The sequence below is a fragment of the Gordonia sp. PP30 genome (genome assembly GCF_023100845.1).
Taxonomy (GTDB): Bacteria; Actinomycetota; Actinomycetes; order Mycobacteriales; family Mycobacteriaceae; genus Gordonia.
On record NZ_CP095864.1, the window covers coordinates 3,368,657 to 3,393,761 of the forward strand.

Sequence of the window (25,105 nt, forward strand, 5' to 3'; positions counted from 1 at the left end):
ACCGCTCAGCGCAGCGGAATCGGCACGTCCGAGCCGCCTTCTTCGGTGAGCCGGGCACCCACCTGCACGAGCATCGGCTCGGGAGCGAAACCGCCGGCGAACAGCACCTCGCCCTGCGCGAACGACGTCGCGCGGTCCCGCAGCGCCGCCGGCGCGTAGCCGAAGACCGATCCCAGCTCGGCGAGGTCGCGGGGCGAACTCATCCTCATCAGCCCGAGGTTGTCGCACTGGGACAGCGCGTTCGGGTGCACCTTCGACGGCCGCTGCGTGGACATGAGCAGCCACAGGCCGTACTTGCGGCCCTCCGCGGCGATCTGCACGATCCGTTCGGTGAGCAGGCGCTCGATCGGTGTCGCCGGGGCCGGTGAGCAGAGATTGTGCGCCTCGTCGATCACGATCAGCCGGCCGATGCGGTCGTGCCTGCGGGCCCACAAGTGATCGAGGACGGCGAGCGCCGCCGCCCGCGGTTCGTCGGCCGTATCGAAGCCGCCGAGGTCGATCACCGTGGTGTCGGGCCGCTCGTCGATGATGTCGGGCAGCGCGGTCTGCCCCCACGCCCACAACTGCCAGTCGGCGATCCCGAGGTTCTCCAGCCGGATCGCGAGGCGCTCGAACTCGGGATCGGCCTGGGTCCGCAACCAGTGCACGAGAGACGGACGCAGCCCCGACCGCTGCCCGGCGAGCAGGGCGTCGTCGATCTGCGCGAGGGCCCCGCGCAGCCTCTCCTCCCCGCGCAGCATGGCGTTGAAGTCGTCGGCGTCGGCGATCGGATCGATCTGCATGACGGCCGCGCGCGAGGCCAGATTCATGTCGACGAAGCGGACGTGCAGCGGGTCGCCGTCGCCCGGGGACCGGCGGCAGACGCGGATGTCCCGGCTCGCGAACTCTTCGGCGAGTTCGGGCGCGATCCCGGGACGGGTCCGGCCCAGCGACACGAAATCGGAGTTGGGGTCGAGGATCACCAGGGGCAACCGGGTGTGCAACAGCACCTGTTCCAGCAGCACACCCAGGGCGTAGGTCTTGCCCGAACCGCTCTGCCCGCACCAGAACGTGTGCCGGTTCAGCCGCGGCGCCAGCAGGTGGGCGGGGTCGTCGGTGCCCAGGCGCGTGCCGATGGGGAGTTCAGCCGTCATGGTCGATCATCGTAGGTGGAACCGGGCGCCGGATGAGTTCGATCGCGACCACCAGTACCGACAGCCCGACGACGAACCAGACGACCGAGCCGAGCGTCACCGGCCGCGCGGCGACCAGGGCGACGCAACCACCGATCACGGCCAGCGTCACGACGGTGAAGCGCCACCGCTGCACCCAGGCGCCGACACGGCCGGTGTCGCCGCCGTGCGCGTCGAGCGCGCCGCGCAGCAGACCGAAACCGCCGATGGCGACCTCCCGCATCGCGCGGGCCGGGCGGGCCGGGCCGGCGAACCACGCGGCGATCGCGACGAGCGCCCCGAAGACGGTCAGGGCGACGACGGTGGCCTGCATGACGGTGGTGACCTGGGTGAACAGGACGTCGGCCACCGCGCCGGGCACCTGCCGCGGGCTGACCGCGTGGACGAAGGCCGTCTTGCCGATCCACAGACCGAAGATCAGGAAGCCGCAGACCACGGCGAAGGCGGCCGCCACCCCGGACAGGGCGCGGCGCGGCGAGACGGCGATCAGCACGGCCCCGGCGAGCAGTGCGAGCACCACCCACGGCAGCCAGTAACCGCCGATCACCGCGGTGGTGTAGACCGTGCGCGCCAGCCCGAGCGACCGCGACCGCACGATCGGGATGTTCCCGATCTGATTCGTGATCTGGATGCGGTCGACGAACGGCAGACCGAGACCGGCCAGTTGCTGCTTCACGGCGTCGATCACCGGATCGAGCCGCAGGGACAGCACGCCGTCGTCGGACAGCTCCGCGAGAGCCTTCGGGTCGTCTTCGAGAACCGCGACCACGTGCTGGTGACTCAGCCGCAGGCTCGCCGCCCACAGATCGGCGAAGCGGTCGGAGGTGACCACCCGCTCGACGGTGTTGTCGATGAAGCCCCGCAGGCCGGCGACGGTCGGCGCTTCCAGGAGACCGACGGCACTCGCGGCACGCGGCGGCATCCCGGAGTCCTGGATCGAGTCGAACAGCTCGCCGACGCGCGCCGGCAGATCGAGTTGCTGTTCGATGCGGTCGGACACCGTCTCGGTGAGGAACTTCTGCATGTCCGGGTCCGAGGCGAGCGGACCGAAGGTGGAGACGAACCGGTTGGCGTCGACCATCTGCAACCGGGCCCACGTACCGACCACCGCGACCGGCGTGAGCAGCAGAGCGACGACGGCCAGCACCAGGCAGGCGGTGGTGCGCAGGCCCCGATGGGAGCGGGGCGCGGCGGCCGCCGTCAGCGCGGCGTTGCGGGCCTCCAACTCGGCGACGCGCTCGCGCAGGGCGGCCGCGTCGTCGCCGGTCGCGTCGTCACCGGCCGTGTCGTCAGCGGCCGGGTCGTCACCGGCCGGGTCGTCAGCGGTCCTGGCGCCGTCGGTCGGCGGCACCGCGTCGCCGGTCACGACGCGCCGTCGTCTAGGAGCGCCCGCAGCACCGAGACGACGCCCCCGTCGGCGTTGCTCGGCGCCCGGTAGCGCGCCCGCTCGGCCACCCGCGGGTGGGCGTTGGCCATCGCGTACGACACGTCGCCGGCGTCGAGCATCTCCAGGTCGTTGAGGTAGTCGCCGAAGACGACGGTCTGCGCGGGATCGATCCCCAGGTCCTCCTGGAGCGCCCGGACACCGACGCCCTTGTTGACGCCGGGCGCCATCAGGTCGATCCAGTTGGGCCCGGACACCACCACCTGGCAGCGTTCGGTGAACGGAGCGAAGTGCCGGCGGGCCGCCGCGTCGGCGTCGTCGAAGTCGAAGACGGCGAGTTTGAGCAGCTCGTCGTCGATGCCGAGCAGGTCGTCGACCAGCGTCAGCCGCAGGTAGTACTTGTCGGATTCGTCGAGGAACGGCAGGTCACCACGTTCGACGTAGCCGCCGCTCACCCCGCACACCACCAGGCCGAGATCGCGGTCGGCCGCGCGCGTCGTACCGATCACCTCCGCGGCCAGTTCCCGATCGAAGGGCGCGGTGACGCGCCGGTGGTCGTCGTGCACCACCAGATTCCCGTTCTCGGCGATGTACGAGATCCCGTCCGGGGAGCGCTCGAAGAGGCTCTGCAGGGTGTAGAACTGGCGGCCGCTGGCCGGGACGAACGCGATCCCCCGCGCGCGCATCAGGTCCAGGAGCGGCCAGAAGTCGTCGGGCACGCGCCCGGCGTCGTCCAGGAGCGTGCCGTCCATGTCGGCGACGACGAGACGGACATCGGTGGGCTGGTTCGGCAGATCGAATGCAGGCACACAGACATCTTCACACTCCGCGGAGCCGGCCGACGTCCACTCCCGCGGGACGCTCGGCGACCACGACGCACAGATTCCACCGAATGGGCGATTTACGTTGTTCGTGACCACTGATACCGTCCGGCCCATGTCCTATCCCGGCCGCCCGCCGCAGGGTCCGCCTTCGCCCGGCCGCCGCCCGATGTCCGCCGGTCCTCCGCCAAGCACTTACCCGTCGATGCCCGCGCACCCCGGGATGCCGCCCTCTCTCGGAGCGCCGCCGCCTCGCGGGCCCCAGCCATACCCCGGAGCGCAGACATATCCCGGGCCCCCGATGTATCCACCTGGGCGATCCTGGACCGTCCCGGCCGGGTTCGGTGCCGCGATCGCGTTCGCGGTCGCGTTCGTGCTCCTGCGCGGGATCTCGCAGGTGCTGCAGATCTCCTTGCAGTCCGGGAAGATCCCCGTCGAGACCGAGGCGGCCGCGAAGACGCTCTTCATCGTCATGATCCTGCTACCGATCTTCGTGGTGCTGCCTGCCGTGCTGTGGATGGCTCGCGGCCCGCGTGTGGACGGCCGCCCGTTCGCCACCGCGTGCGGCTGGACCGCGGTGATCGTGAGTGTCGAACCGGTGCTGTGGGTGCTGCTGCCACCGAATCCCCAGGCCGGCGTACCCGAGGGCATCTACTTCAGCGGCGGTACCGATTTCATCGCGGCGACCCTGATCCTGATCGCGTGGATCGTGACGCGGCGCGGCAGTGCGTGGAGTCTGCTGATCCCACCGATCGGCGGGATCATCGCGCTGCAGGCGGTGAAACTCAGCGTGCCCCCGGCTCCCGACGCGGGCCCGCAATCCATGGACGAGCAGATCGCCGACATGCTGAATCCGAGCGGCCCGAGTCTGGCCGCACACTTCTGGTATCCGGTGCTCGGCTCCACGATGGAGATCCTGGTTCTGGTCGGCGCCGCTTGGCTCGCCTTCGGTGTCGACAAAGGCGTCGAGGCGCTCCGGGGACCGCTGCCGATGGCACCGGCCGGCATGCTCACGCCGTTGACGGCGAACCAGCGGCGGGCGCTGACCACCGGAACCTACGGGCTGCTGCTCGGGATGCTCACCGCGGTGGGCGCGATGGTGTATTCCTCGACCGAGGGCAACATGACGGTGTGGGCGCTGGCGACGGCCGCGGCGTACGTCCTCGTCGGCACGGCGGCCTCGCTGCTGTCCAGCGATCCCGGACCCCGGGAGGCCACTACCGATCTGCTCGTGCGCCGGCTGTTGCTATGGCTCCCGCTCGGTATCGCCGCGCTCTGCCTCGTGACGCAGTTCTTCCTGATGCTCGGCGCCGACGCGGACGCGGCGGGCCGTGGAGCCGGCTTCGGGGCGGTATACCACCTCGGACTCGTCGCGCTCGCCGCGGCCGTGATCGGTGGAATCAGCAAAGGCCCATGGGGGACCCCGGCGGCGTTCCTGCTATTCATTCCCTCCACCGTCGCCCTCGGTGATTACGCGGACGTCGACACCCTGGTCGCCAAGATCGACGCGTCGGGCAAGGTCGCCGTACTCGCGGTGGTCTTCGTCGCGGCGGTGATCCTCGGAGTTCTGCTGAACAAGGCGACGGAGTACGTTCTCGCCAACCCCGAAACCTTCCGTGTACGGCCGGGAGCGGCCGTCACCCAGCCGCCGAGGTACGGCCCCACGCCGCCCGGACCGCCCCCTGCGCCGCCGTACCCGGCTCGGCCGCACACGCCCCCGCCGCCCGGACACCGCCCGCCATCCGGACCTCATCCGCCGCCCGGGGATCACTCGCGGCCTGGGCCGCTCCCGGCGTACCCCGCAGCGGGACCTCACCAACCGCCCGGACCCCCGCCGCCCGGACCGTATCCGCCCGCGCCGGGGCGACCCCCTACGACTCGGTGACCCTGCCGTTCTCGACGTGCCAGCGGCGATCGAGGCGGACCGCGTCGAGCATCCGGCGGTCGTGCGTCACCAGCAGCAGCGCCCCGTCGTAGCCCTCGAGGGCCTGCTCCAGCTGCTCGATCGCCGGCAGGTCGAGATGGTTGGTGGGCTCATCGAGCACCAGCAGGTTGGTGCCGCGGGCCTGGAGCAGGGCGAGCGCGGCGCGGGTCCGCTCGCCGGGCGAGAGGCCGTCGACCGGCCGGTCGACGTGGTCGGCGCGCAAGCCGAACTTGGCCAGCAGCGTGCGGACCTGTTCGGTGGTGTAGTCGGGCATCAGTTCCTCGAAGCGCGCGGCGAGCGGCGCCGGGCCGGTGAACAGGCTGCGCGACTGGTTCACCTCACCGATCGCGACGCTCGCGCCGAGGTGTGCGGCGCCCTCGTCGGGCGCGATCTCACCGAGCAGCAGCCGCAGCAGCGTCGACTTGCCCGCGCCGTTCGGTCCGGTGATCCCGATCCGGTCGCCGGCGTCGACCTGGATCGACACCGGACCGAGGGTGAAGTCGCCGCGGCGGACGACGGCGTCGTTGGCGGTGGCGACGACCGAACTCGAGCGCGGCGCCGAGCCGATACTGAACTCCAGCACCCATTCCTTGCGCGGCTCGACCACCTCCTCGAGTCGGGCGATCCGGCTCTCCATCTGCCGCACCTTCTGCGCCTGCTTCTCGCTGGACTCGGTCGCGGCACGACGGCGGATCTTGTCGTTGTCGGGGGCCTTGCGCATCGCGTTCCGCACGCCCTGGCTGGACCATTCGCGCTGGGTGCGGGCGCGGGCCACCAGATCGGCCTTCCGGTTCGCGTACTCCTCGTACTCCTCGCGACGGTGCCGGCGAGCGGTCTCCCGCTCTTCCAGGAAGCTGTCGTAGCCGCCGCCGTACACGGTGTTCGTGTGCTGGGCCAGGTCGAGTTCGGCCACACGGGTGACGCTGCGCGACAGGAACTCCCGGTCGTGCGAGACCAGCACCACGCCGCCGCGCATGCCGCGCACCACCTCTTCCAGCCGGGCGAGGCCGTCGAGATCGAGGTCGTTGGTCGGCTCGTCGAGCAGCACCACGTCGAACCGCGAGCAGAGCAGCGCGGCGAGTCCGACACGCGCCGCCTGCCCGCCCGACAGCGCGGTCATCGGTTCGTCACCGGCCATGTCCAGGCCGAGATCGGCGAGCACCTGCGGCAGCCGGTCGTCGAGGTCGGGGGCGCCGGTGGCGAGCCAGTGGTCGAGGGCGGCGGCATACGTGTCGTCGGCGCCGGCCGGCGGATCCGGCTCGGCGAGCAGTCCGGCGGCCCGGTCCATGGCCTCGGCGGCGGCCGCGCAGCCGGTGCGCCGTGCGACGTACGCGGCGACGGTCTCCCCCGGGACGCGCTCGTGTTCCTGCGGCAGCCACCCGACGAACGCATCCGCCGGTGCGCACGACACGCTCCCGGCCAGCGGAGCGAGGTCCCCGGCGAGGATGCGCAGCAGGGTGGTCTTCCCGGCGCCGTTGGCCCCCACGACACCGACGACGTCACCGGGCGCGACGGTCAGGTCGAGGTGTTCGAACAGCACCCGATGCGCGTATCCGCCGGACAGATCCTTGGCGACGAGAGTTGCGGTCACCTCCCCATCGTCGCACTCGGCGGTCACACCGATGACCACTGAGTAACATGTAGCCACGATGTGACGGCAGTCACCGTGAAGGGAAGCTGTGCATGGAGCCCGACCAGAAGTCGCCGACCCTCTCCTCGCTCCTCGGGGCGGCCGGCCGACAGGCCGGCCGGCTGCTGCCGCGGCTCCGCCGGGGTGATCTGGACGACCGCGATCCGGACGCGATCCGCGAGCTGCTTCCCGGTCTGTGGCTGCTGATCAGCACCTGGTACCGGCCGGACGTGCGGGGACTGCACCACATCCCGGAGTCCGGCCCGGCGCTGATCGTGGGCAACCACACCGGCGGCATCATGTCGCCGGAGGTGATGATCAGCCAGCTGGCGGTCACCTCGTACTGCGGCGTCGAGCGCCCGTTCTTCCAGCTCGCTCACCGGATGGTCCTGAACTCGCCGCTCGCCCCGATCCTGCGGCGCTTCGGCACCGTCGAAGCCGATCCGGAGAACGGTCACACCGTGCTCGCCGAGGGCGGCCTGCTGCAGGTGTTCCCGGGCGGCGACTACGAGGTCTACCGCCCCACCAGCCAGTCCGGGATCATCGACTTCGGCGGCCGCAAGGGCTTCCTGCGCCTGGCCCTGCGGCACGACGTGCCGATCGTCCCGCAGGTGACCATCGGCGGCCAGGAGACGGCCCTCTTCCTGACCCGCGGCGACCGGCTGGCCCAGCTGCTGCACCTGGACCGGCTGTTCCGGCTGAAGGTGCTGCCGATCGTGCTCTCCGCGCCGTTCGGGCTGACCCTGCCGTTCGCGCCCTTCCTGCCGCTGCCGGCCAAGATCACCATCGCCTACCTGCCGCCGATCGACCTGCGGGCCGCCTACGGCGACGACCCCGACCTCGACGTGGTCTACACCGACCTCGTCGCCACCATGCAGGACGTGCTCAGCGCCCTGCAGTCCGAGCGGAGACTGCCGGTGATCGGATGAAGATCGAGCACAGCGACGTCATCGCCGCACCCGTCGAGCGCGTCTGGGAGCTCTGCGCCGACCCGGCGGCGGTCTCCCGCTTCGGCAACGGCACCCTCACGGTCACCCCGCACACCCCCGGCCAGCCGCCGGTGCTCGACGCCCGCTACCGGGTGACGCTGATGATGAGCGGCGCGATGGTCGGCGGCGACGCCATCCTCACCGAGGCCGTGCCGCCCCGCGAGATGGCGTGGGCGTCGTACACCGGCATCTCGCATCGCCTGCGGATGCGGCTGCGGCCGGTCCCCGGCGGCACCCGGCTCACGCTGCGCCTCTCGTACGACGCGCCCGGCATCTTCGGCGGTGTCGCCGACTTCGTCGCCTACCCGGCGATGCGGTCGCTGGTGCACAGCGTCCTCGCCGCGATGAAGTCCACCGTCGAGGGCGCACCGGACGCCGACGACCAGCCGCCGCTGCCGCAGCGGCTCGTCGACGAAGCCGGTCACCTGGCCGTCCTCACCCGCGCCGGGATCATCGCACCGATGCGGCCCGACCGCGCCGTGCGCATCGCGCTCGCCGCGCGCAGCTGGGGGCTGAGCCCGGGCGCGCTGATCGCCGTCGGTGCGGCACGCGACCCGCAGCGCCAGGTGATGATCGACGACGACGGCGTGCTCACCTACGCCGAGGCCGACCGGCAGTCGTCCCGGATCGGGGCCGGTCTGCGCGCCCTCGGCGTGTCCGAGGGCGACGCCGTCGCGCTGCTGGCCCGCAACAGCCGCGGGTTCCTGCTGGCCACCGGCGCGATCGCGAAGGCCGGTGGCGACGTGCTGCTGCTCAACACCGGCTTCTCCGGCCCGCAGATCGCCGACGTGTGCCGGCGGGAGAGCGCGTCGGTCGTCGTCTACGACTCCGAATTCACCGAGCTGGTCGCCGGGGCCACGGAGCACCGGCGCACCGTGCTGGTCGACGATCCGCCCGGCCGCGACGAACCGACGCTGACCGGCCTGGCAGCCGAACACGGCGACCGGCCGCTGCCGTCACCGGGCCGCGCCGGCCGGGTGATCATCCTGACCTCGGGCACCACCGGTACCCCGAAGGGCGCGAGCCGCGGAGCCACCTCGGGCGGTGCGATGCCGACGCTGGAGGCACCGGCCGCACTGCTCGACCGGATCCCGCTGCACGCCGGCATGCGCATCGGGCTGGCGGCCCCCGCCTTCCACGCCTGGGGCCTGTCGAACCTGTTGCTGACCCTCGGTCTCGGCGGGCGGATGGTGTGCCGCCGCCGCTTCGACCCCGAGGAATGGCTGGCCGCGATCGAGAAGCAGCGGATCGAGGCGCTCATCGTCGTGCCGGTGATGCTGTCGCGGATCCTGGATCTGCCGCCGGAGACCCGCGAACGGTACGACCTGTCGTCGCTGCGGGTGGTCGCCGCCTCCGGCTCGGCGCTCCCGGCCGGCCTCGCCGAGCACTGGATGAACGAGTACGGCGACAATCTCTACAACCTGTACGGCTCCACCGAGGTCGCGAACGCCACCATCGCGACACCCGCCGACCTGCGCGCGGCGCCCGGCACCGCGGGCCGGCCGACACGCGGCACCACCGTGCGGCTGTACGACGACGACGGCGTGGAGGTTCCGCAGGGACGGATCGGCCGGATCTTCGTCGGCAACTCGCAGCTGTTCGAGGGCTATACCGGGGGCGGCGACAAGACTCGCCTGCACGGACTCGCGGCCACCGGCGACGTCGGGCGGTTCGACGCCGCCGGGCGCCTCTTCGTCGAGGGCCGCGACGACGACATGATCGTCTCCGGCGGCGAGAACGTGTTCCCCAAGGAGGTCGAGGACGTCCTCGCCTCGCATCCGGCCGTCGCCGAGGCCGCCTGCATCGGGATCGCGGACGAGATGTTCGGTGAGCGCCTGCGCGCCTTCGTCAGCCTGCGCGACGGTGAGAGCGTCACCGGCGACGAGCTGATCGGCCTGGTCAAGACCTCGCTCGCCGGCTACAAGGCGCCGCGCGAGGTGGTCTTCATCGACGCGCTCCCCCGCAACGCGACCGGCAAGGTCCTTCGCCGCGAACTCGCCGCCCTGCCGGTCCCCGCCCCCTGAGCCGTCGGCCCCGCGGTCCCTCCCGACCGTCGGCCCGCCCTCTCCCGAACCGTCGGCCCCGCTGTTTCCCGGACCGTCGGCCCCGCCTTGTCGCGAACCGTCGGCCCCGCCTTGTCGCGAACCGTCGGCCCCGCCTTTTCGCGAACCGTCGGCCCCGCCGCCCCCCTGAGCCGACCGAGCCGCCAGGCGAGATCGAGTCGAAGGCGCTCCCTGAGCCGATCGAGCCGCCAGGCGAGATCGAGTCGAAGGCGTTCCCTGAGCCGATCGAGCCGCCAGGCGAGATCGAGTCGAAGGGCAGGCGGCCCGGTCAGCCGATCTCGTCGATGCTCCCGGCCAGCTCGACGTCGAGGTCGCCCACGTCGTCGGGACCGATACGCCGGTCCCCGTCGACCAGGTAGACCACGTGACCGTCGGCGACGAGCCGGTGCAGAGTCTCGACCAGGAGGAGTCGCGCGGCGTCGCCGAGGCGGTACACCCGGTTCAGGTCGATCGCCACCCGGCGGCAGGGCGGCGGATTCAGCTCGAACTCCCGCGTCACCCGCTCGCCGCCGGCGAACCGGATGCTGCCCTGCAGCGTGACCACGTAGAGGGGTTCGGGGCCGTCGATCAGCTCGGCGCCGCGGATCACCGCCAGCGGCGCCGACACCGCCTCCATCAGGTGCAGACTCATGTCGGCGGCGAAGCGCTGGAAGAGTTCGACGCCGCGGACGCTGTTGCCGTGCCGGTCGAGCCGCGGGGAGAAGGTCGCGATGCCGATCTGGCCGGGCAGCGCTCCGATCAGACCACCGGCCACCCCGCTCTTGGCGGGCACGCCGACACGCACCATCCAGTCGCCGGCACCGTCGTACATGCCGCACGTCGACATCACGCTCAAGGTCTGCCGGACCACCCGGGAACCGACCACCTCGACGCCGGTGCGCGGGTTGACGCCCTGGTTGGCGAGGGTCGCCGCCATCATCGCGAGGTCGCGGGTGGTGACGTTGATCGAGCACTGCCGGGTGTATCCGGTGACCGCGATCAGCGGGTCCTCGTCGATGATCCCGTTGGCGCGCAGCAGGTTCGCCAGCGCCCGGTTACGGAAGGCGTGGCCGAGCTCGGATTCGAAGACGGCCTCGTCGACGCTGAGCTGCCGCCCGGCGAAGGCGCTCAGCCCGTCCAGGACCGCCTGGAAGCGCGCCGCCGGATCGGTGCCCTCCGGCGCGGCCAGCGTGTGCACCGCGATCGCGCCGGCGTTGATCATCGGATTGCGGGGCCGGCCGGTGCCCGGTTCCAGCGAGATCTGGTTGAACGCATCGCCGGTCGGCTCCACGCCCACCTTGTCCAGCACCGCGTCGAACCCGCGGCCGGCCAGCGCGAGGGCGTAGACGAAGGGCTTGGAGATCGACTGGATGCTGAATTCGGCGCGGGTGTCCCCGGCCTCGTACAGGTAGCCGTCGGTCATCGCGGCGGCCACGCCGAGGAGATCGGGGTCGGCGACGGCGAGTTGCGGGATGTAGTCGGCCACCGCACCGCTGGTGTCGGGTTCGACGGCCTGCAGGGCCGCGGCGAGATAGTCCGGGATCGGTGAACGCACGCACCCAGCGTAGGGCGCGCGGGAATATCCGGGGCGGCGCCCGGATTGATCCTCGATATGAGCGAGATCGAATTCGGCCTGGACACCTTCGGCGGCGTCACCCACGACGAAGCCGGCCGGCCGACCAGCCATCCGCAGGTGATCCGTGATCTCGTCGGCGACGGCATCGTCGCCGACGAGGCGGGCCTGGACTTCTTCGCCGTCGGCGAGCACCACCGCCCCGACTTCGCCGTCTCCAGCCCGGAGACCGTGCTGGCCGCGATCGCCGCCCGCACCGAGCGGATCCGCCTCGGCTCGGCGGTGACCGTGCTCAGCTCCGACGATCCGGTTCGCGTGTACCAGCGGTTCGCCACCGTCGACGCGATCTCCGAGGGACGCGCCGAGATCGTCGCCGGGCGCGGCTCGTTCATCGAGTCGTTCCCGCTGTTCGGCTACGACCTGGCCGACTACGAGATCCTGTTCGACGAGAAGCTGCAGCTGCTGGTCGAACTCGTCCGGTCGCAGCCGGTCACCTGGAGCGGTTCCACCCGGGCCGCGCTGACCGACCAGCGGGTGTTCCCGACCACCGACGCGCCGATCCCGGTATGGGTCGGCGTCGGCGGCACGCCCGAATCGGTGGTGCGCGCCGCCGCGCACGGATGCGGGCTGTTCCTGGCCATCATCGGCGGCGACCCGGGGCGCTTCGCCGCGTACATCGACCTGTTCGAGCGCGCGCAGGATCAGATCGGTGTCCCCCGGGCGCGGGTCGCGCTGCACTCCCCCGGGCTGGTCGCCGAGACCGACGAGCAGGCCCGCGAACTCGCCTACGATGGCTGGATGGCCTTCCGGCGCAAGCTCGGCGCCGAACGCGGCTGGCCGGCGCCACGGCCCGGCGAGTTCGAGAACGAGATCACCGAGGGCTCGCTCTACCTCGGGTCGCCGGAGACGGTCGCGGCGAAGATCGCCCGCACCCTGCGGACGCTGAAGGTGGACCGCTTCGACTTCAAGTACGACCAGCCGGTCCCGCACGCGGTGCAGCGGCGCTCCATCGAGCTCTACGGCGAGAAGGTGGTCCCGCTGGTCAAGGACATGCTGGCGTGACGGTGTCGAGCGGGACCGCGGTCACGGCGGTTCCGCGGCCGCGGAATCCGGCGACCGCGAGGACGGCGAGCGCGACGGCCAGCAGACCGTAGGTGACGCCGTCGGCCGCGTCGAGGTGTTCCCCCAGCAGCAGCGAGGCCGCGAACAGCCCGACCGGTTCGGCGTAGCTCAGCAGCCCGAACATCGGGAAGCTGAGCAGGCCGGCGGCGGCGACGTACGCCGACACCGCGATGGTGCCGCCGACCCCGATTCCGAGCACCATCAGCGCCGCGCTCACGGACGGCACCGCCGGGTAGAGCGCGATGAACACCACCGCGATCGGTGCCATGATGAACACCTCGGCGGCGAAGACCTCCGGACCCTCGAGCCGGAACCGGCGGCGCAGCGCGAAGTACCCCACGTTCGCAGCGAAGACCGCGCACGACAGCCACGACAGCGACCCGCTGGCGACCAGTTTGACGCCGACGGCGACGCACGCGATGCCGACCGCGGTCCACTGCGCCGCGGTCACCGACTCGGTGAAGCCGATCCGGCCGACCAGCACCATGCCGATCGGGAACAGCAGATAGCCGAGCGACGCATCGAGGCCGTATCCGTGCGCGGGCGCCCAGACGAACAGCCACATCTGCACCCCGATCAGCACGGCGTTCACGATGAGCACCGCCACCAGCGCGGGACGGGCGGCGCACCGCCGGATCAGGTCGCGGGCCCGCCGCCGGGCCGGAGCGGCCAGGAGCACGGCGCCGTAGCAGAGAGCGGTCACCACCCCGCGCCAGCCGAACACGGCCTCCGGGGCCGCGTCGACCACGCCCGCGGCGAAGAAGGTGACTCCGAACAGAACGCTGGCCAGCAGTGATAGCCCCACACCACGGGCCTGTCGTCCGGCGAACACGGGACAGGACTATCACCCGCCCGCCGCGGGCGACAAAGCTCCGGTGGCGACCGATCCGGGTGAGTCGAAAGTCGTGCCATACTCGCGTGCATGACGCCGGACGGACCGAGCACGCCCTCCCGAAGCGAACTGGCCGCGTTCGAGACCGCGACCCGCGATCTCGTCGGACTCGCCCTGCGCAGCGTCGACGAATCCGGGCTGTCGATTCCGCAGTTCCGGTTGCTGCTGGCGCTGAGTGAATCGGGGCCGATGAGTTCCACCGCGTGCGCGCAGACCCTCGGGGTCGCCGGATCGTCGGTCACCCGGCTGGCCACCCGCCTACAGGCCGCGGGCCTGCTGGTGCGGGGCGACGACCCGGCCAATCGCAGTGTGGTGACGCTGAGTCCGAGTGACGCCGGCCGGCAGCTGATCGAGCAGGTGATCGCGCGCCGCCGCGCCGAACTGTCCGGCGTCCTGGAACGCATGGATCCCGCGGTGCGGGACCGCTGCGCCGCCGGCCTCGAGGCGCTGCACCAGCTGCTCGGGGAGCACAGCCCGTCCCGGCTGCCCGTCTGAGATCCACGAAAGGCCCGATCTGCCCGATCCGGCCGAGAAATCCATTGCACTATGCAAGACTTCAGGGGTCAGCAGATTTCCCGGTCGCCGACAGCCCCGCCGACCGAACGACGGAGCTGTCGGCGGCGGAAGCATGGAGGCAGCAGTCATGACCACGTCAGCCGACCCCGCGATCGACCCCGCCCAGATCCGCGGCCCCCGCAAACTGGGTCCGCTCACCCCGCTCGTCGGCGAGTGGGAGGGCGACGCCGGCGTCGACCTCTCGTATCACAACGACGACGATGAAACGAGCCACACGTCGTACTTCGAGCGCGCCGTCTTCCGGCCCATCCCGATTCAGGAGAACGGCCGACAGAAGCTGTGGGGCCTGAACTACTCGATGACGGCGTGGCGGCACGGCGAGGAGGCGATGGATCCGTTCCACGACGAGATCGGTTTCCTGCTGTGGGACAAGGCCGACGGGCAGGTGATCCGCAATGTCGTGTTCGGCCGCGGTATCGCGATCCTGGCCGGCGGCGACGCCGGTCCCGAGTCCCGCGAACTCCACTTCGACGCCAAGCCGGGTGAACCGTCGTACGGCATCCTGCAGAACCGCTACCTGATGAACCGCGCCGAGATCCGCGACTTCACCAGCACCTTCACCATCGTCGACGACGACACGTTCAGCTACACCTCGGATCTGCGGCTGCGGCTGGCCGCCACCGGCGCCGAGATGCATCACACCGACCGGAACACGCTGCACCGGGTCAAGCGGTATCACCCCGGCACCGCCGCGGGCTGAGTCCCGCACCGCGGCCCGGCGCCCGATGCGGGGTGGGCGTCAGACCGCGAGCGAATTGTGCGGCGAGGTCATCATGATGTGCGTGGGCGGCCGGTCGGTCGGATCGTCCACCTGGAGCGACGACAGCACGAATCGGTCGGCCCGGGCCGCCGCCCAATCGTCGAGCCACGAGGCCGGCGGATCCGAGAGCAGCTGACCGGGCGTCAGCCACTCGTACAGGTCGGCGTACGACACCGAGTGGTTGGGCCCGACGGTGCGCATGAGCATGGCCGGGTGCAGGTCGTCGAAGCTCTTCAGGCCCATCGAGGAGACGAACTGCTTGGCGTTCTCGACCACCGACCGCTGGAACCGGTAGACGCGCTCGGTCTTGTCGGGCACGTCGAGCGCACGGGCGCGCTTGGGGTCCTGGGTGGCGACGCCGACCGGACAGCGGTTGGTATGACACTGCTGCGCCTGGATACAGCCGACGGCCATCATCATCGCGCGAGCGGCCAGGGTGAAGTCGGCGCCCTGGATGACGCGTTTGACGATGTCGAAGCCCTCGGCCACCTTGCCCGCGGCCCCGATCCGGATGTCGTCGCGCAGGTCGACGCCGACGAGCGCGTTGTGCACGGTCATCAGGCCCTCGGTGAGCGGCATGCCGACACTGTCCTCGAACTCGATCGGCGCCGCGCCGGTGCCGCCCTCGGCACCGTCGACCAGGATGAAGTCCGGTGCGATGCCGGTGGCGACCATGGCTTTGCAGATGCCGAGGAATTCGCTGCGCGAGCCGACGCAGAGCTTGAAGCCGACCGGTTTGCCGCCGCTGAGCTCGCGCAGCTCGGCGATGAACTCGCACAGCCCCTCGGGGGTGTGGAAGCGGTTGTGCGACGGGGGCGAGACCACGGTGGTGCCGGCCTCGACCATCCGCATCTCGGCGATCTCCCGGGTCACCTTGGATCCTGGCATCACGCCGCCGAGTCCCGGTTTCGCCCCCTGCGACAGCTTGATGGAGATGCACTTGACCGACGGTGCGGCGGCCTTCTTCGCGAACGCCGCGGCGTCGAAGTGCCCGTCGTGCGTGCGGCAGCCGAAGTACGCGGTGCCCAGTTCCCAGATCAGGTCGCCGCCGGCTTCCAGGTGATACGGGCTGAGGCCGCCCTCCCCGGTGTCGTGGGCGAAGCCGCCCTTGGCCGCACCGCCGTTGAGCGCCCGGATGGCGTTGGCCGAGAGCGCGCCGAAGCTCATCGCCGACACGTTGAAGATCGCCATGTCGTACGGCTGCGCGCACGACGGCCCGCCGATCCGCACCCGCGGCACACCCTCGGGCGCCGGCTGCGCGGCGATCGAGTGGCATACGAACTCGTAGCCGGGGCGGTACACGTCGCGCTCGGTGCCGAACGGGTCGACGTCCTTCACGCCCTTCGCCCGCTCGTAGATGGTGGTACGGGTGTTTCGGTCGTACGGGGTGCCGTCGTAGTCGCGTTCGATGAAGTACTGCTGGATCTCCGGGCGGACCGATTCGAGGAGGAAGCGGAAGTGCCCGAGGACCGGGTAGTTGCGGAGGATGCTGTGCCGTCGCTGCAACAGATCGTGGGCGCCGGTCACCGCGATGAGCAGCAGCGGAACGGTCAGGAACAGCCACCACGGCGACTCCACGACGACCAGCGCGATCGACGCGGCACCGAGCACCCACAACGCGGCGACCGCCAGCCATCTCATCATCGCAGAACCCCTCTCTCGACGCCGCGGGCGCCGCGGCGTCCGTCTCACTCGCGCACGACGCGCAGTCCATCCTCGTCGAGAGTAAGCCGCGTACCGATCCGCAGCCGGTTCAGGAAGGCATCGTCGTGGCTGACGACCAGGATCGCGCCTCGGTAGGCGTCGAGGGCCCCGGCCAGGGCGTCGACACTGGCGAGATCCAGGTTGTTGGTCGGCTCGTCGAACACCACCAGCTGGTGCGGTGGATCGGCCAGCAACAGCCCGGCCAGGGCGACACGGAACCGCTCGCCGCCGGACACGTCGCCGACGGACCGGTGGATCGCGTCACCGCGGAACCCGAACTGCGCGAGCCGCGCGCGGAGCTCGTCGGGTGCGGTCCGCGACGCGGCGGCCGCGACGACGTCGACGATGCTCGCCGTGTCGTCGAGGTGATCGAGCCGCTGCGGCAGGTAGCCGATCCGGTCGGTGAGCGCGGTGCCGCTCAGGTCGCCGGGAGCGGCCTTCCCGGCGTGGATCAGCGACTCCAGCAGCCGGGTCTTGCCGATGCCGTTGCGGCCGGTCAGCGCGATCCGCTCCGGCCCTCGCACGACGATCGACGTTCCGGCGCCGTCACCGAACTCCGCCAGCCGGCGACCTGCGGGCACCGCCGGATCGGGCAGTTCGATCCGGATCCCGGCGTCCTTGCGGATCCGCTCGGCCTGGACCCGGACGGCGTCCCGCGCGGCGTCGACCTTGTCGTCGAGTTCGCCGCGCAGCTTGCCCGCGGAGACCTGCGCGTCGCCCTTGCGGAGGTTCATCGCGATCTTCGGCCTGCGCTTGTTCTCGAAGTCCTTGCGAGCCGTACGCTCCCGGCGGGCGAGCTTGGTCTGCGCCTCGATACGCTGGCGCTTCTCCACCTTGAGACGCTGCTCGGCGGTCCGCAGCGCCTGCTCGGCCGCGGCCTGCTCGGCATCCAGGTGCGCGCGGTACTCCGAGTACGGCCCACCGAACACGGTCAGCGCCCCGGCGCGGAGTTCGGCGGTCTCGTCCATCCGGTCGAGCAGGGCCACGTCGTGGCTGACGACGATCAGCGCGCCCGGCCAGTGTTCGAGCATGTCGTACAGGGCGTGGCGCGCCGGCCGGTCGAGGTTGTTGGTCGGCTCGTCGAGCAGCACGACGTCGTCGCCCGCGGCGCGCAGTCCGGCCAGTGCGGTCAGGACCGTCTCGCCGCCGGACAGCGCGCCGACCGGCCGGTCGAGGCCGACCGATTCCAGGCCGAGGGCGTCGAGCACGGCCCGTGCCTGCGCCTCGACGTCCCAGCGGTCGGCGAGGGTCTCGAAGTGCACGGGATCGGCGTCGCCGGACTCGATGGCGCGCAGCGCGTCGAGCTGCGGGCGCACGCCGAGCAGATCGGCGACCGTCGCGGCGGTGTCGAGTACCAGTTGCTGCGGGAGTAGGCCGACGCGGCCGTCGACGTCGATCACCCCGTGGTCCGGAGTGAGGGCACCGCTGATCAGCGCGAGCAACGTGGACTTGCCGGTGCCGTTGTCGCCGATCAGGCCGGTGCGGCCCGCGCCGAACGACGCGGTGAGGCCGCGGAGCACGGGGCGGCCGTCGGGCCAGGCGAACGAGACGTCGGTGAGAACGACGGAGGGGTGAACGGTGGACATGAGGCTCCTGAAGATCGTCAGCGGCACTGACGACGGGAACCTGCGCGCGGGCGGTTGCTACGACGTCAGCGCACGGGCGGTCGTGCGCGGGGGACGGTCGTGAACCAGCACTGCGAGATCACTCCTCGGTCGGGGACGGGGGTCTCATCGACCATAGCGGGCGGCCGGACACGGCGGCAATCGGTTTTCTCTCCGGTCGTGCCCGGCGCGCCGGCTCCGGCTCAGATCGGCTCGTCCACCGAGTGCGAGTCGGTCAGTGTCAGGGCTCCGGCCGCGGCCACGAGGCCGACGACGACCGCGAGCACCAGATAGGTGACGCGCTCGCCGTGGAAGAACGACGACACCAGTTCGCTGCTCCACCGGCCGTCGGGCAGCGCGGTGGTCACCAGGGCGGCGATGGCGGTGCCGACGACGGCGGTGCCGATGCTGGTGCCGACCTCCTGCGCGGTGTCGTTCAAGGCGGTGCCGATCGACGTCTTGTTCTCCGGCATGGCACTGACCAGGGCCACCGCGCAGATGGTCATGATGGTCCGCAGGCCGAGGGTCAGGGTCACCATGAAGATCGCGATCGCGAGGTAGCCGTGCTCCACGCCCCAGCCCATGCCGGCGAGTGAACCCGCCAGCAGAGCGGCGCCGACCAGGCAGGCGATCCGGTGCCCGAAGGTCTTGGCGAGCCACTCCGACACCGGGGTGCCGACGATCATCGTGAGAATCAGCGGCAGATTGGCCAGTCCCGCCTTCATCGGGCTCCACCCGAAGGCGTACTGGAAGTGCAGGATCAGCCCGAACATCACCCCGGCCATCGCGATCGACGTACCGATCTGGGCGATCGCCGCGCCGCGCACCGTGCCGCTGGTGAAGAAGCTCAGATCGAGCATGGGTTCGTCGGTGCGGCGTTCGTGCCAGATGAACAGTGCCAGCGCGATGATCGCGGCGGCGATCGACCCGAGCGTCACGGCCGACGCCCAGCCGTGTTCGACGCCCGCGGTCAGGGTGTAGCACGCGAAGCCCATCGCCAGGATCGAGAGGATCGCACCCGGGAGATCGAGCTTCTCGGTGGTCAGGTCGTCCGGGCGGTCCGACGCGACGCCGGCCCGCACTCCGAGCCACGCGAGCAGCGCGATCGGCGCGTTGACCAGCAGCAGCCACTCCCAGCGGATGTGCGCGAGCGCCGTGCCGCCGATCAGCGGGCCGAGAATGAAACCGCTCATCCCCACGACGATCATCAGGGTCATCGCCCGCATGCGGAGCTTCTCGGTCTCGAACAGGCGGAAGACCAGCGAGTTGGTGACCGGCGCCATCGCGGCGGCGGCCACGCCGAGGGCGGCGCGCAGTGCGATCAGCGAGCCGGACGACTCCACCCAGATCACGCCGATGCTGATCAGCCCGAACGCGGCCAGGCCCCACAGCAGGACGCGGCGGCGGCCGATCCGGTCGGCCGCCGATCCAGCGGTCAGCAGCAGGCCGCCGAAGGTCAGCGAGTAGGCACCGGTGACCCACTGCAGGGCGATGGTGCCGCTGCCCAGATCGCGGCCGATGGTGGGCAGGGCGATGGTGAGCAGTGTGTTGTCGACCATCTCGACGAAGAACGCGAGACAGAGCGCGGCGAGGGGGATCCACGCGGCTTTCAGGGACGTGTATGTGCGGGCCGGCGCGGCTTCGGCGGTGGGAGTCATGGCGGGCACCTCCAATCGGTATCGAACGTCGTTCGGTAATGGAACGCTGTTCGATAGAATAGAACGGTGTTCGGTTCTACGCAAGACCCGCTCGGGACAGGGAATGATGGGGGTATGAGCGCACAGCCCGACTCCGCCACCCGCCGCCGGCGGCGAGCCTCCCATTCGATGGAGGCGGTGATCGCCGAGGCCGTCACCCTGCTCGACGAGGCCGGTGAGCCCGCCCTCACCTTCCGGGCCCTCGCCGCCCGACTCGGCGGCGGCGTGGCCAGCATCTACTGGTACGTGTCGAGCAAGGACGAGCTCCTGGACAAGGCCACCGACCACGTCCTGGCCGGCGTCGTCGAGGCGACGCACGGCTTCACCGGCGCCGACGACCCCATCGACGACCTGCGGTCGATCGCTGTCACCTTGTTCGACACGGTCGCCGACCGCCCGTGGCTCGGCGCCTACCTCATGCGCGACACCGGCGCCCAGCCCTCCGGCCTGCGGCTCTACGAACTCCTCGGCGAGCAGGTGATGCGACTCGGCATGAATCCCCGTGACAGTTTCCACGCCACCTCCGCGGTACTCGGCTTCGTGATCGGCACCGCTGCGGACCTCGGCCAGCAACCGCCGCCCGAGGTGGCCGACGGAACCGTCAGCCGGGACGAGTACATCGCCGCCGAGGCGGACCTGTGGCGCGCCCTGGACCCGGGCGAATACCCGTTCATGCACTACATCGTCGACGAGTTCGCCGGGCACGAGGACGCCGTGCAGTTCCGTGCGGGCCTGGATCTCCTCCTCACCGGGCTCCGCCGGCAGGCGACCGCGGGGTCGTGACACCGGAGGCAGCCGACACCGCGGCCCCATATGAAATTCTCAAATAACACGCGCGACGAAGACCCGCTCCGCCACTGAACCGGCATCCGACGAACGGAGCCTGGAACCCTCAACCCGCCGCCCTGGCCTCAACGCCCCCGTCTCGAACCGACGGCCGGCCCCGGCGCGGCCGAAGCGAGCGGACCCGGAATTCAGGCCGCGCCCGGCAGAATCGTCAGCGTTCTTCGGTTGTTCGCGCAGATGGGCTCGCACCGCCGGCCCGGGCGATCCGGATCCGCGGGCGGCACGAACCACGGATGCCGGTCGTGGCCGATGAACACTTCCCACCCGCCGTGGTGAACCAGACCGTGATGGCGGCGGCACAGCAGGACGCCGTTGTCCAGACACGTCTCCCCGCCGTGCGACCACGGCGTGCAATGGTGCGCGTCGCACCAACTCGGCGGCAGCCCGCAGCCGGGGAATGCGCAGCCGCCATCACGGATCACCAGCGCTTTCCGGATGCCCGGAGGGAACAGGCGCTTCTCCCGGCCGACACTCAGCGGCACCCCGTCCGCGTCGACCATCGCCGCGGCGACCGAGGCCTCACACATCACCATTTCCGCCGTCCGCGCGGAGATGGGCCCGCCGAAACCCAGCACCGGAACACCCGCCGTTCCGTCACCGGCCACCCGGTCCCGCGGACCGTCGATGTCGGCGAGTGGAATCCGGAAGACTTCTGCCGCACTATCGACCCCCTCTCGGCGACGTCGGCCGCTGTTCGGCTCCGCGCCGTCGGTCAGCCGACCGTTGACGGTGATCCCCATCGGCACCACAAGGCACACATGCGGCAGCACGCCGCCCGATTCTGGACGCTCACCTCGCGCCAGATATGACCGCACCATCTGCATGAACGCATCCGCACGCCGCCGCTTCGCCGAGCGCCTGTCCGTCGACCCGTCAGGCTCCGGCACCGGGTGGGTCAGCGGATCCAGCGCCACCGACAATTCCTCGCCGGCGAGCACGTCGAGGTCGACGGTCACCGAGAATCGCCCGTCATCGGTGCGATCGAGCGTCATCTCATTGAGTTCGTCGCGCTCGGCCACCGGCGGACGGCCGTCGTCCGATTCGATGGGGGTGAGCCGGATCGCCCAGGCCCGCCTTGTCCTTCACTCGCGCCGGGCACGACTGGACCATCAGCGACGCCACCACCGTCGCCGCCACATCGTCGTCGATCTCCACCCGACCGATGACGTGTCCCAGCCCGGCCGCTACCGCGTCAGCGTGCTCGGCCGACACCGCACCGTCCCGCATTCCGCGTGTCACCGGAGTCAACCGCGGATCGGCCGCGGCCCGACCCAACCGGGCCGCGCGATGGGCGACCGCGGGCGCTGCACCCAGGCCCATCAGGATCCGGGCCGCGGAACAGACCCGCTTTCGGGCAGGCAGCTCGGCCCGCTCCATGGCCGTACACGCGCACGCGAGTACGTGATCGGCAATGGTCCGCAGCCGCAGCGCCGCCGCGGTCACCGCCAGCAGTTCCCGATCGTCGCCCGCCGGACGAGGCCGTTCGAACAGGGCCGCCAGGGTGCCCGGCGGCGCACCATCGGTCGCCATGGTCAACTCATCCGCCAGCCGGTCGGCCAGATCGGTCAATTCCACCGCGTTCATCCATCCCCCAGATGACGTCGTGCCGCCGCAGCATCGCCCAGTCGGTCAAGCATCTCTCGATGAGTCTCATGCCACTCGACTATCGCTACTGCGTTCCCATCCTCAATATATGCCTGAATGCACCGTTAGCGCAAGTGTTCGAATACGCATCTTCGGCGAACCCCTCGCACGACACGTTAGAGCAGGTCAGGAGACAATTCTCGGTTCGATGACCCCGACCCCGCGCGGACGCATCCCGGTCTCACCGCGCCGTTTCACCGGCACCGTGCAGATCGACGGCGTCGGCAACCCTGACGAGCAGACCGCCATCGGCTGCGCGCACGTCCGCTTCTCCCCCGGTGCGCGGACCGCCTGGCATCACCACCCCAAGGGACAGACCCTGTACGTCACCGACGGGATCGGCCTGGTCGCCACCCGAACCGGCGGCGTGCAGGAGATCCGTCCGGGCGACGTCGTCTATATCGAGCCCGGTGAAGAGCACTGGCACGGCGCCACTCCGGACCGGTTCATGGCGCATGTCGCCATGCAGGAGGCCGACGAGAACGGCGAGGTGGTCATCTGGCTCGACCACGTCACCGACGACGAGTACCGCGCCTGACTCCCTGCCGTGCCTCACATCTGCCCGGCCGCCGCGCCCTGATCGCCGCCCGCCGCGAGGCCGCTCCGCCAGCCCGGCGCACGACCACCGCCGGGCGGACGCAGCCGGGCGACGTCGACTCCCGATGTCAGCAGCAACCAGGCGATCAGCGAGTTCGAGTTCCACATGTCGCCGATCGCGAATTCGTCGCGTCCCCACACCAACCGGGGCACCTCGGACACCCGGTCGACGACGCGGCGGGCACGCTCCCCCGGCATCGGCAGCCGGATCGGCCCGCCGACCGCCCATCGCAGATCCGGGATCACCCCGTTCGGCCAGCACCGCACCTCGTACCGGAACGATCGAAGCGCCCCGAGCGGCCGGAGACCCACCGGACCGGTGGCGACCACGCCGCGCGGGCCGGCCGGGCCGCCCCATGCCGGGGCCATCTCGATCACGTACCGCGTGTCACCAGCGGTCACCTCCAATGCGGCATGGAACAGCGGCGCCGGCCGACGGTGCTCTCGCCACGCGCTATACGACTCCCACCAGCCGCTCGTGTGCACGACGACGCGCCCGCCCGCCCCGACCGGCAGCCACCACAGCACCGCTCCGGCGTCGTCCGGCATGCCCCTCCCTCCGCTGAAGAAATGATCCGCGCGACCCCAATCCTCCTGCCGCCCCGCGAGCCGCGCTAGCCTTCGGTCAGGGCACCTACATGGAGGTAGATGATGACTGAATTCCAGACCCGGCAGATCCTGCTGTCCACCGAGAACCTCGACGAATCGATCAAGCTCTACACCGAGACCCTCGGCTTCACCCTCAAGTTCCGCGACGGCGCCCACTACGCCGCCCTCGACGGCAACGGCATCACCGTCGCCCTCGCGACCAAGGTGGACCATCCGATCCCCGGCCAGGTGGTCGTGGGTATCAAGACCGATGACGTCGACGGCGCCGCCAAGGCCATCGAAGAGGCCGGCGGCGGCATCGTCACCGCGCCGTACGACGACGCCCACGAGCGCCGCGCCGTCGTGTACGACAAGGACGGCAACGGTCTGGTCTTCTACAGCCCGCTCCCCCGCTAGCTGTACTTCCCCGACACGTTGTGAACATCTGAGGTGAAGTGAAGACCTCCGGGCAGGATGTGGGTTACCACACTGACATCAAGCCACGGAGGTCTTCATGGTCCACGCTAACGCACCCTTGACGCCGGAGGGCAGACGACGCCTGGCGGTGCTGATCGTCGAGGACGGTTGGCCGCTGCGGCGGGCAGCGCAGCGGTTCCAGGTTTCCCTGGCCACGGCCAAGCGATGGGCCGACAGGTGCCGCGCCGGTCAGGAGTTGACCGACCGTAGTTCCCGTCCCCAGACCTGTCCGACGCGTCTGAACCGGCGCACCGAGCGGCGGATCATCGGTCTGCGGTTCACTCGCCGCTGGGGACCACACCGCATCGCCTACCACCTGCGGCTTCCGCGTTCGACCGTGGGCAGGGTCCTGACTCGGTACCGGATGCCGCCGCTGGCGCACCTGGACCAGGCCACCGGGCTGCCGGTGCGCCGGCCGCGCCCAAGAGGTACGAAGTCGACCGTCCCGGCCGGCTGGTCCATGTCGACATCAAGAAACTCGGCCGAATCCCTGACGGCGGCGGATGGCGGGTCCATGGACGCGGCTCGGCCCAGGACCTCAGAGCCGGGCGGCACCGTGACCAGGCTGCCCGCGGCGGCGCAGCAGGATCGCGGGGCTACCGGTACCTGCACCACGCCGTCGATGACCACTCGCGCGTGGCGTATTCGGAGATCCTCGATGACGAACGCAAGGAGACCGCGGCAGGGTTCTGGGAACGGGCCAACGCGTTCTTCGCCGAGATCGGAGTCACCGTGACCGCGGTGATGACCGATAACGGATCCTGCTACCGCTCGCGTGTGTTCGCCGCGGCCCTGGGCCCGAGTATCAAGCACAAGCGGACCAGGCCGTACCGGCCCCAGACCAACGGGAAAGTCGAACGCTTCAACCGGACGCTGGCCGCCGAATGGGCCTACGCCGCCCCGTACACCAGTGACACCGAACGCGCAGCGGCCTACCAGCACTGGCTGCACCACTACAATCACCACCGACCCCACACCGGGATCGGCGGCCTCGTCCCCTCAGCCCGCGTTCACAACCTCACGGGGAAGTACAGCTAGCCGTCGCCGACGGCGCCGCGCGCGT

General features: G+C 70.7%; 21 protein-coding genes and 1 pseudogene. 10 read left to right on the forward strand and 12 right to left on the reverse strand.

All coding sequences use genetic code 11. The features are described 5' to 3' along the window. Window positions 1-5: 5 nt before the first annotated feature. From MYK68_RS15585 to MYK68_RS15595, 3 genes are read right to left on the reverse strand one after another with little or no spacing between them, the layout of a single operon-like run. On the reverse strand, window positions 6-1,133 hold the full coding sequence (locus tag MYK68_RS15585; RefSeq protein ID WP_247864654.1) for an ATP-binding protein: 1,128 nt from the start codon (window positions 1,131-1,133) through the stop codon (window positions 6-8). Further along, window positions 1,123-2,538 carry a hypothetical protein gene (locus MYK68_RS15590; protein WP_247864656.1) on the reverse strand — a complete coding sequence of 472 codons (1,416 nt, stop codon included), beginning with the start codon at window positions 2,536-2,538 and terminating at the stop codon, window positions 1,123-1,125. Before MYK68_RS15590 ends, MYK68_RS15585 begins: the two co-directional genes overlap by 11 nt. Beyond that, a complete protein-coding gene (locus MYK68_RS15595) occupies window positions 2,535-3,365 on the reverse strand; it encodes a Cof-type HAD-IIB family hydrolase (RefSeq protein WP_247864657.1) in 831 nt (276 codons plus the stop codon). Before MYK68_RS15595 ends, MYK68_RS15590 begins: the two co-directional genes overlap by 4 nt. A 313-nt stretch (window positions 3,366-3,678) precedes the next feature. On the opposite strand from MYK68_RS15595, the gene MYK68_RS15600 reads away from it, so the two are divergent. Further along, window positions 3,679-5,262 (forward strand): hypothetical protein, encoded by a 1,584-nt coding sequence (locus tag MYK68_RS15600; protein WP_247864659.1) that lies wholly within the window; start codon window positions 3,679-3,681, stop codon window positions 5,260-5,262. On the opposite strand, the gene MYK68_RS15605 is transcribed toward MYK68_RS15600, so the two are convergent. Then, window positions 5,249-6,892: an ABC-F family ATP-binding cassette domain-containing protein gene (locus tag MYK68_RS15605; RefSeq protein WP_247864661.1), complete on the reverse strand. Its 1,644-nt coding sequence runs from the start codon at window positions 6,890-6,892 to the stop codon at window positions 5,249-5,251. The genes MYK68_RS15600 and MYK68_RS15605 overlap by 14 nt on opposite strands. Window positions 6,893-6,984: 92 nt before the next feature. Here MYK68_RS15605 and MYK68_RS15610 point away from each other — a divergent pair, with 92 nt between their 5' ends. Both MYK68_RS15610 and MYK68_RS15615 read left to right on the forward strand, forming a co-directional pair. After that, window positions 6,985-7,860, forward strand: a complete 876-nt coding sequence (locus MYK68_RS15610; RefSeq protein WP_247864662.1) for a 1-acyl-sn-glycerol-3-phosphate acyltransferase — start codon at window positions 6,985-6,987, stop codon at window positions 7,858-7,860. Next, on the forward strand, window positions 7,857-9,944 hold the full coding sequence (locus tag MYK68_RS15615) for an AMP-binding protein (RefSeq protein WP_247864664.1): 2,088 nt from the start codon (window positions 7,857-7,859) through the stop codon (window positions 9,942-9,944). The genes MYK68_RS15610 and MYK68_RS15615 overlap by 4 nt, the downstream gene beginning before the upstream one ends. A gap of 307 nt (window positions 9,945-10,251) precedes the next feature. On the opposite strand, the gene MYK68_RS15620 is transcribed toward MYK68_RS15615, so the two are convergent. Next, window positions 10,252-11,517, reverse strand: a complete 1,266-nt coding sequence (locus tag MYK68_RS15620) for a glutaminase (RefSeq protein WP_247864666.1) — start codon at window positions 11,515-11,517, stop codon at window positions 10,252-10,254. Between the two features lie 57 nt (window positions 11,518-11,574). Between MYK68_RS15620 and MYK68_RS15625 the strand changes: the two genes are divergently transcribed. Beyond that, window positions 11,575-12,597, forward strand: coding sequence for an Atu2307/SP_0267 family LLM class monooxygenase (locus MYK68_RS15625; protein ID WP_247864668.1), 1,023 nt, complete (start codon window positions 11,575-11,577; stop codon window positions 12,595-12,597). Here MYK68_RS15625 and MYK68_RS15630 read toward each other — a convergent pair. Next, on the reverse strand, window positions 12,578-13,462 hold the full coding sequence (locus tag MYK68_RS15630; protein ID WP_247864670.1) for an EamA family transporter: 885 nt from the start codon (window positions 13,460-13,462) through the stop codon (window positions 12,578-12,580). The genes MYK68_RS15625 and MYK68_RS15630 overlap by 20 nt on opposite strands. 117 nt (window positions 13,463-13,579) lie before the next feature. Here MYK68_RS15630 and MYK68_RS15635 point away from each other — a divergent pair, with 117 nt between their 5' ends. Both MYK68_RS15635 and MYK68_RS15640 read left to right on the forward strand, forming a co-directional pair. Further along, a complete protein-coding gene (locus tag MYK68_RS15635) occupies window positions 13,580-14,044 on the forward strand; it encodes a MarR family winged helix-turn-helix transcriptional regulator (protein WP_247864672.1) in 465 nt (154 codons plus the stop codon). Between the two features lie 148 nt (window positions 14,045-14,192). Continuing rightward, entirely contained in the window at window positions 14,193-14,825 is a 633-nt protein-coding gene (locus tag MYK68_RS15640) for a heme-binding beta-barrel domain-containing protein (protein WP_247864673.1), read from the forward strand. Between the two features lie 39 nt (window positions 14,826-14,864). Here the strand turns inward: MYK68_RS15640 and MYK68_RS15645 are convergent, their stop codons facing one another. The 3 genes from MYK68_RS15645 to MYK68_RS15655 all read right to left on the reverse strand — a co-directional run bounded on the left by MYK68_RS15645 (window position 14,865) and on the right by MYK68_RS15655 (window position 19,851). Then, the gene (locus tag MYK68_RS15645; protein ID WP_247864675.1) at window positions 14,865-16,529 is read right to left on the reverse strand and encodes an FMN-binding glutamate synthase family protein; all 1,665 of its coding nucleotides are present in this window, start codon (window positions 16,527-16,529) and stop codon (window positions 14,865-14,867) included. Window positions 16,530-16,573: 44 nt separating this feature from the next. Further along, window positions 16,574-18,175 (reverse strand): ABC-F family ATP-binding cassette domain-containing protein, encoded by a 1,602-nt coding sequence (locus MYK68_RS15650; RefSeq protein ID WP_247864677.1) that lies wholly within the window; start codon window positions 18,173-18,175, stop codon window positions 16,574-16,576. Window positions 18,176-18,396: 221 nt separating this feature from the next. Then, the gene (locus MYK68_RS15655) at window positions 18,397-19,851 is read right to left on the reverse strand and encodes an MFS transporter (RefSeq protein ID WP_247864679.1); all 1,455 of its coding nucleotides are present in this window, start codon (window positions 19,849-19,851) and stop codon (window positions 18,397-18,399) included. Window positions 19,852-19,965: 114 nt separating this feature from the next. On the opposite strand from MYK68_RS15655, the gene MYK68_RS15660 reads away from it, so the two are divergent. Further along, complete coding sequence (locus MYK68_RS15660) at window positions 19,966-20,673, forward strand: TetR/AcrR family transcriptional regulator (protein ID WP_247864681.1); 708 nt, start codon at window positions 19,966-19,968, stop codon at window positions 20,671-20,673. A gap of 191 nt (window positions 20,674-20,864) precedes the next feature. Here the strand turns inward: MYK68_RS15660 and MYK68_RS20840 are convergent, their stop codons facing one another. Together MYK68_RS20840 and MYK68_RS20845 are read right to left on the reverse strand one after the other, a co-directional pair. Then, window positions 20,865-21,755, reverse strand: coding sequence for an HNH endonuclease signature motif containing protein (locus MYK68_RS20840; protein ID WP_349306139.1), 891 nt, complete (start codon window positions 21,753-21,755; stop codon window positions 20,865-20,867). Continuing rightward, window positions 21,730-22,311, reverse strand: a complete 582-nt coding sequence (locus MYK68_RS20845) for a hypothetical protein (protein ID WP_349306140.1) — start codon at window positions 22,309-22,311, stop codon at window positions 21,730-21,732. Before MYK68_RS20845 ends, MYK68_RS20840 begins: the two co-directional genes overlap by 26 nt. Before the next feature lie 217 nt (window positions 22,312-22,528). Here MYK68_RS20845 and MYK68_RS15670 point away from each other — a divergent pair, with 217 nt between their 5' ends. Then, window positions 22,529-22,918, forward strand: a complete 390-nt coding sequence (locus MYK68_RS15670; protein ID WP_247864683.1) for a (R)-mandelonitrile lyase — start codon at window positions 22,529-22,531, stop codon at window positions 22,916-22,918. A gap of 14 nt (window positions 22,919-22,932) precedes the next feature. On the opposite strand, the gene MYK68_RS15675 is transcribed toward MYK68_RS15670, so the two are convergent. Then, complete coding sequence (locus MYK68_RS15675; protein WP_247864685.1) at window positions 22,933-23,526, reverse strand: hypothetical protein; 594 nt, start codon at window positions 23,524-23,526, stop codon at window positions 22,933-22,935. Window positions 23,527-23,628: 102 nt separating this feature from the next. Between MYK68_RS15675 and MYK68_RS15680 the strand changes: the two genes are divergently transcribed. After that, window positions 23,629-23,982, forward strand: a complete 354-nt coding sequence (locus MYK68_RS15680; protein WP_247868078.1) for a VOC family protein — start codon at window positions 23,629-23,631, stop codon at window positions 23,980-23,982. Window positions 23,983-24,079: 97 nt separating this feature from the next. Further along, window positions 24,080-25,080 (forward strand): annotated as a pseudogene (locus MYK68_RS15685) (IS481 family transposase). Window positions 25,081-25,105: the final 25 nt, after the last annotated feature.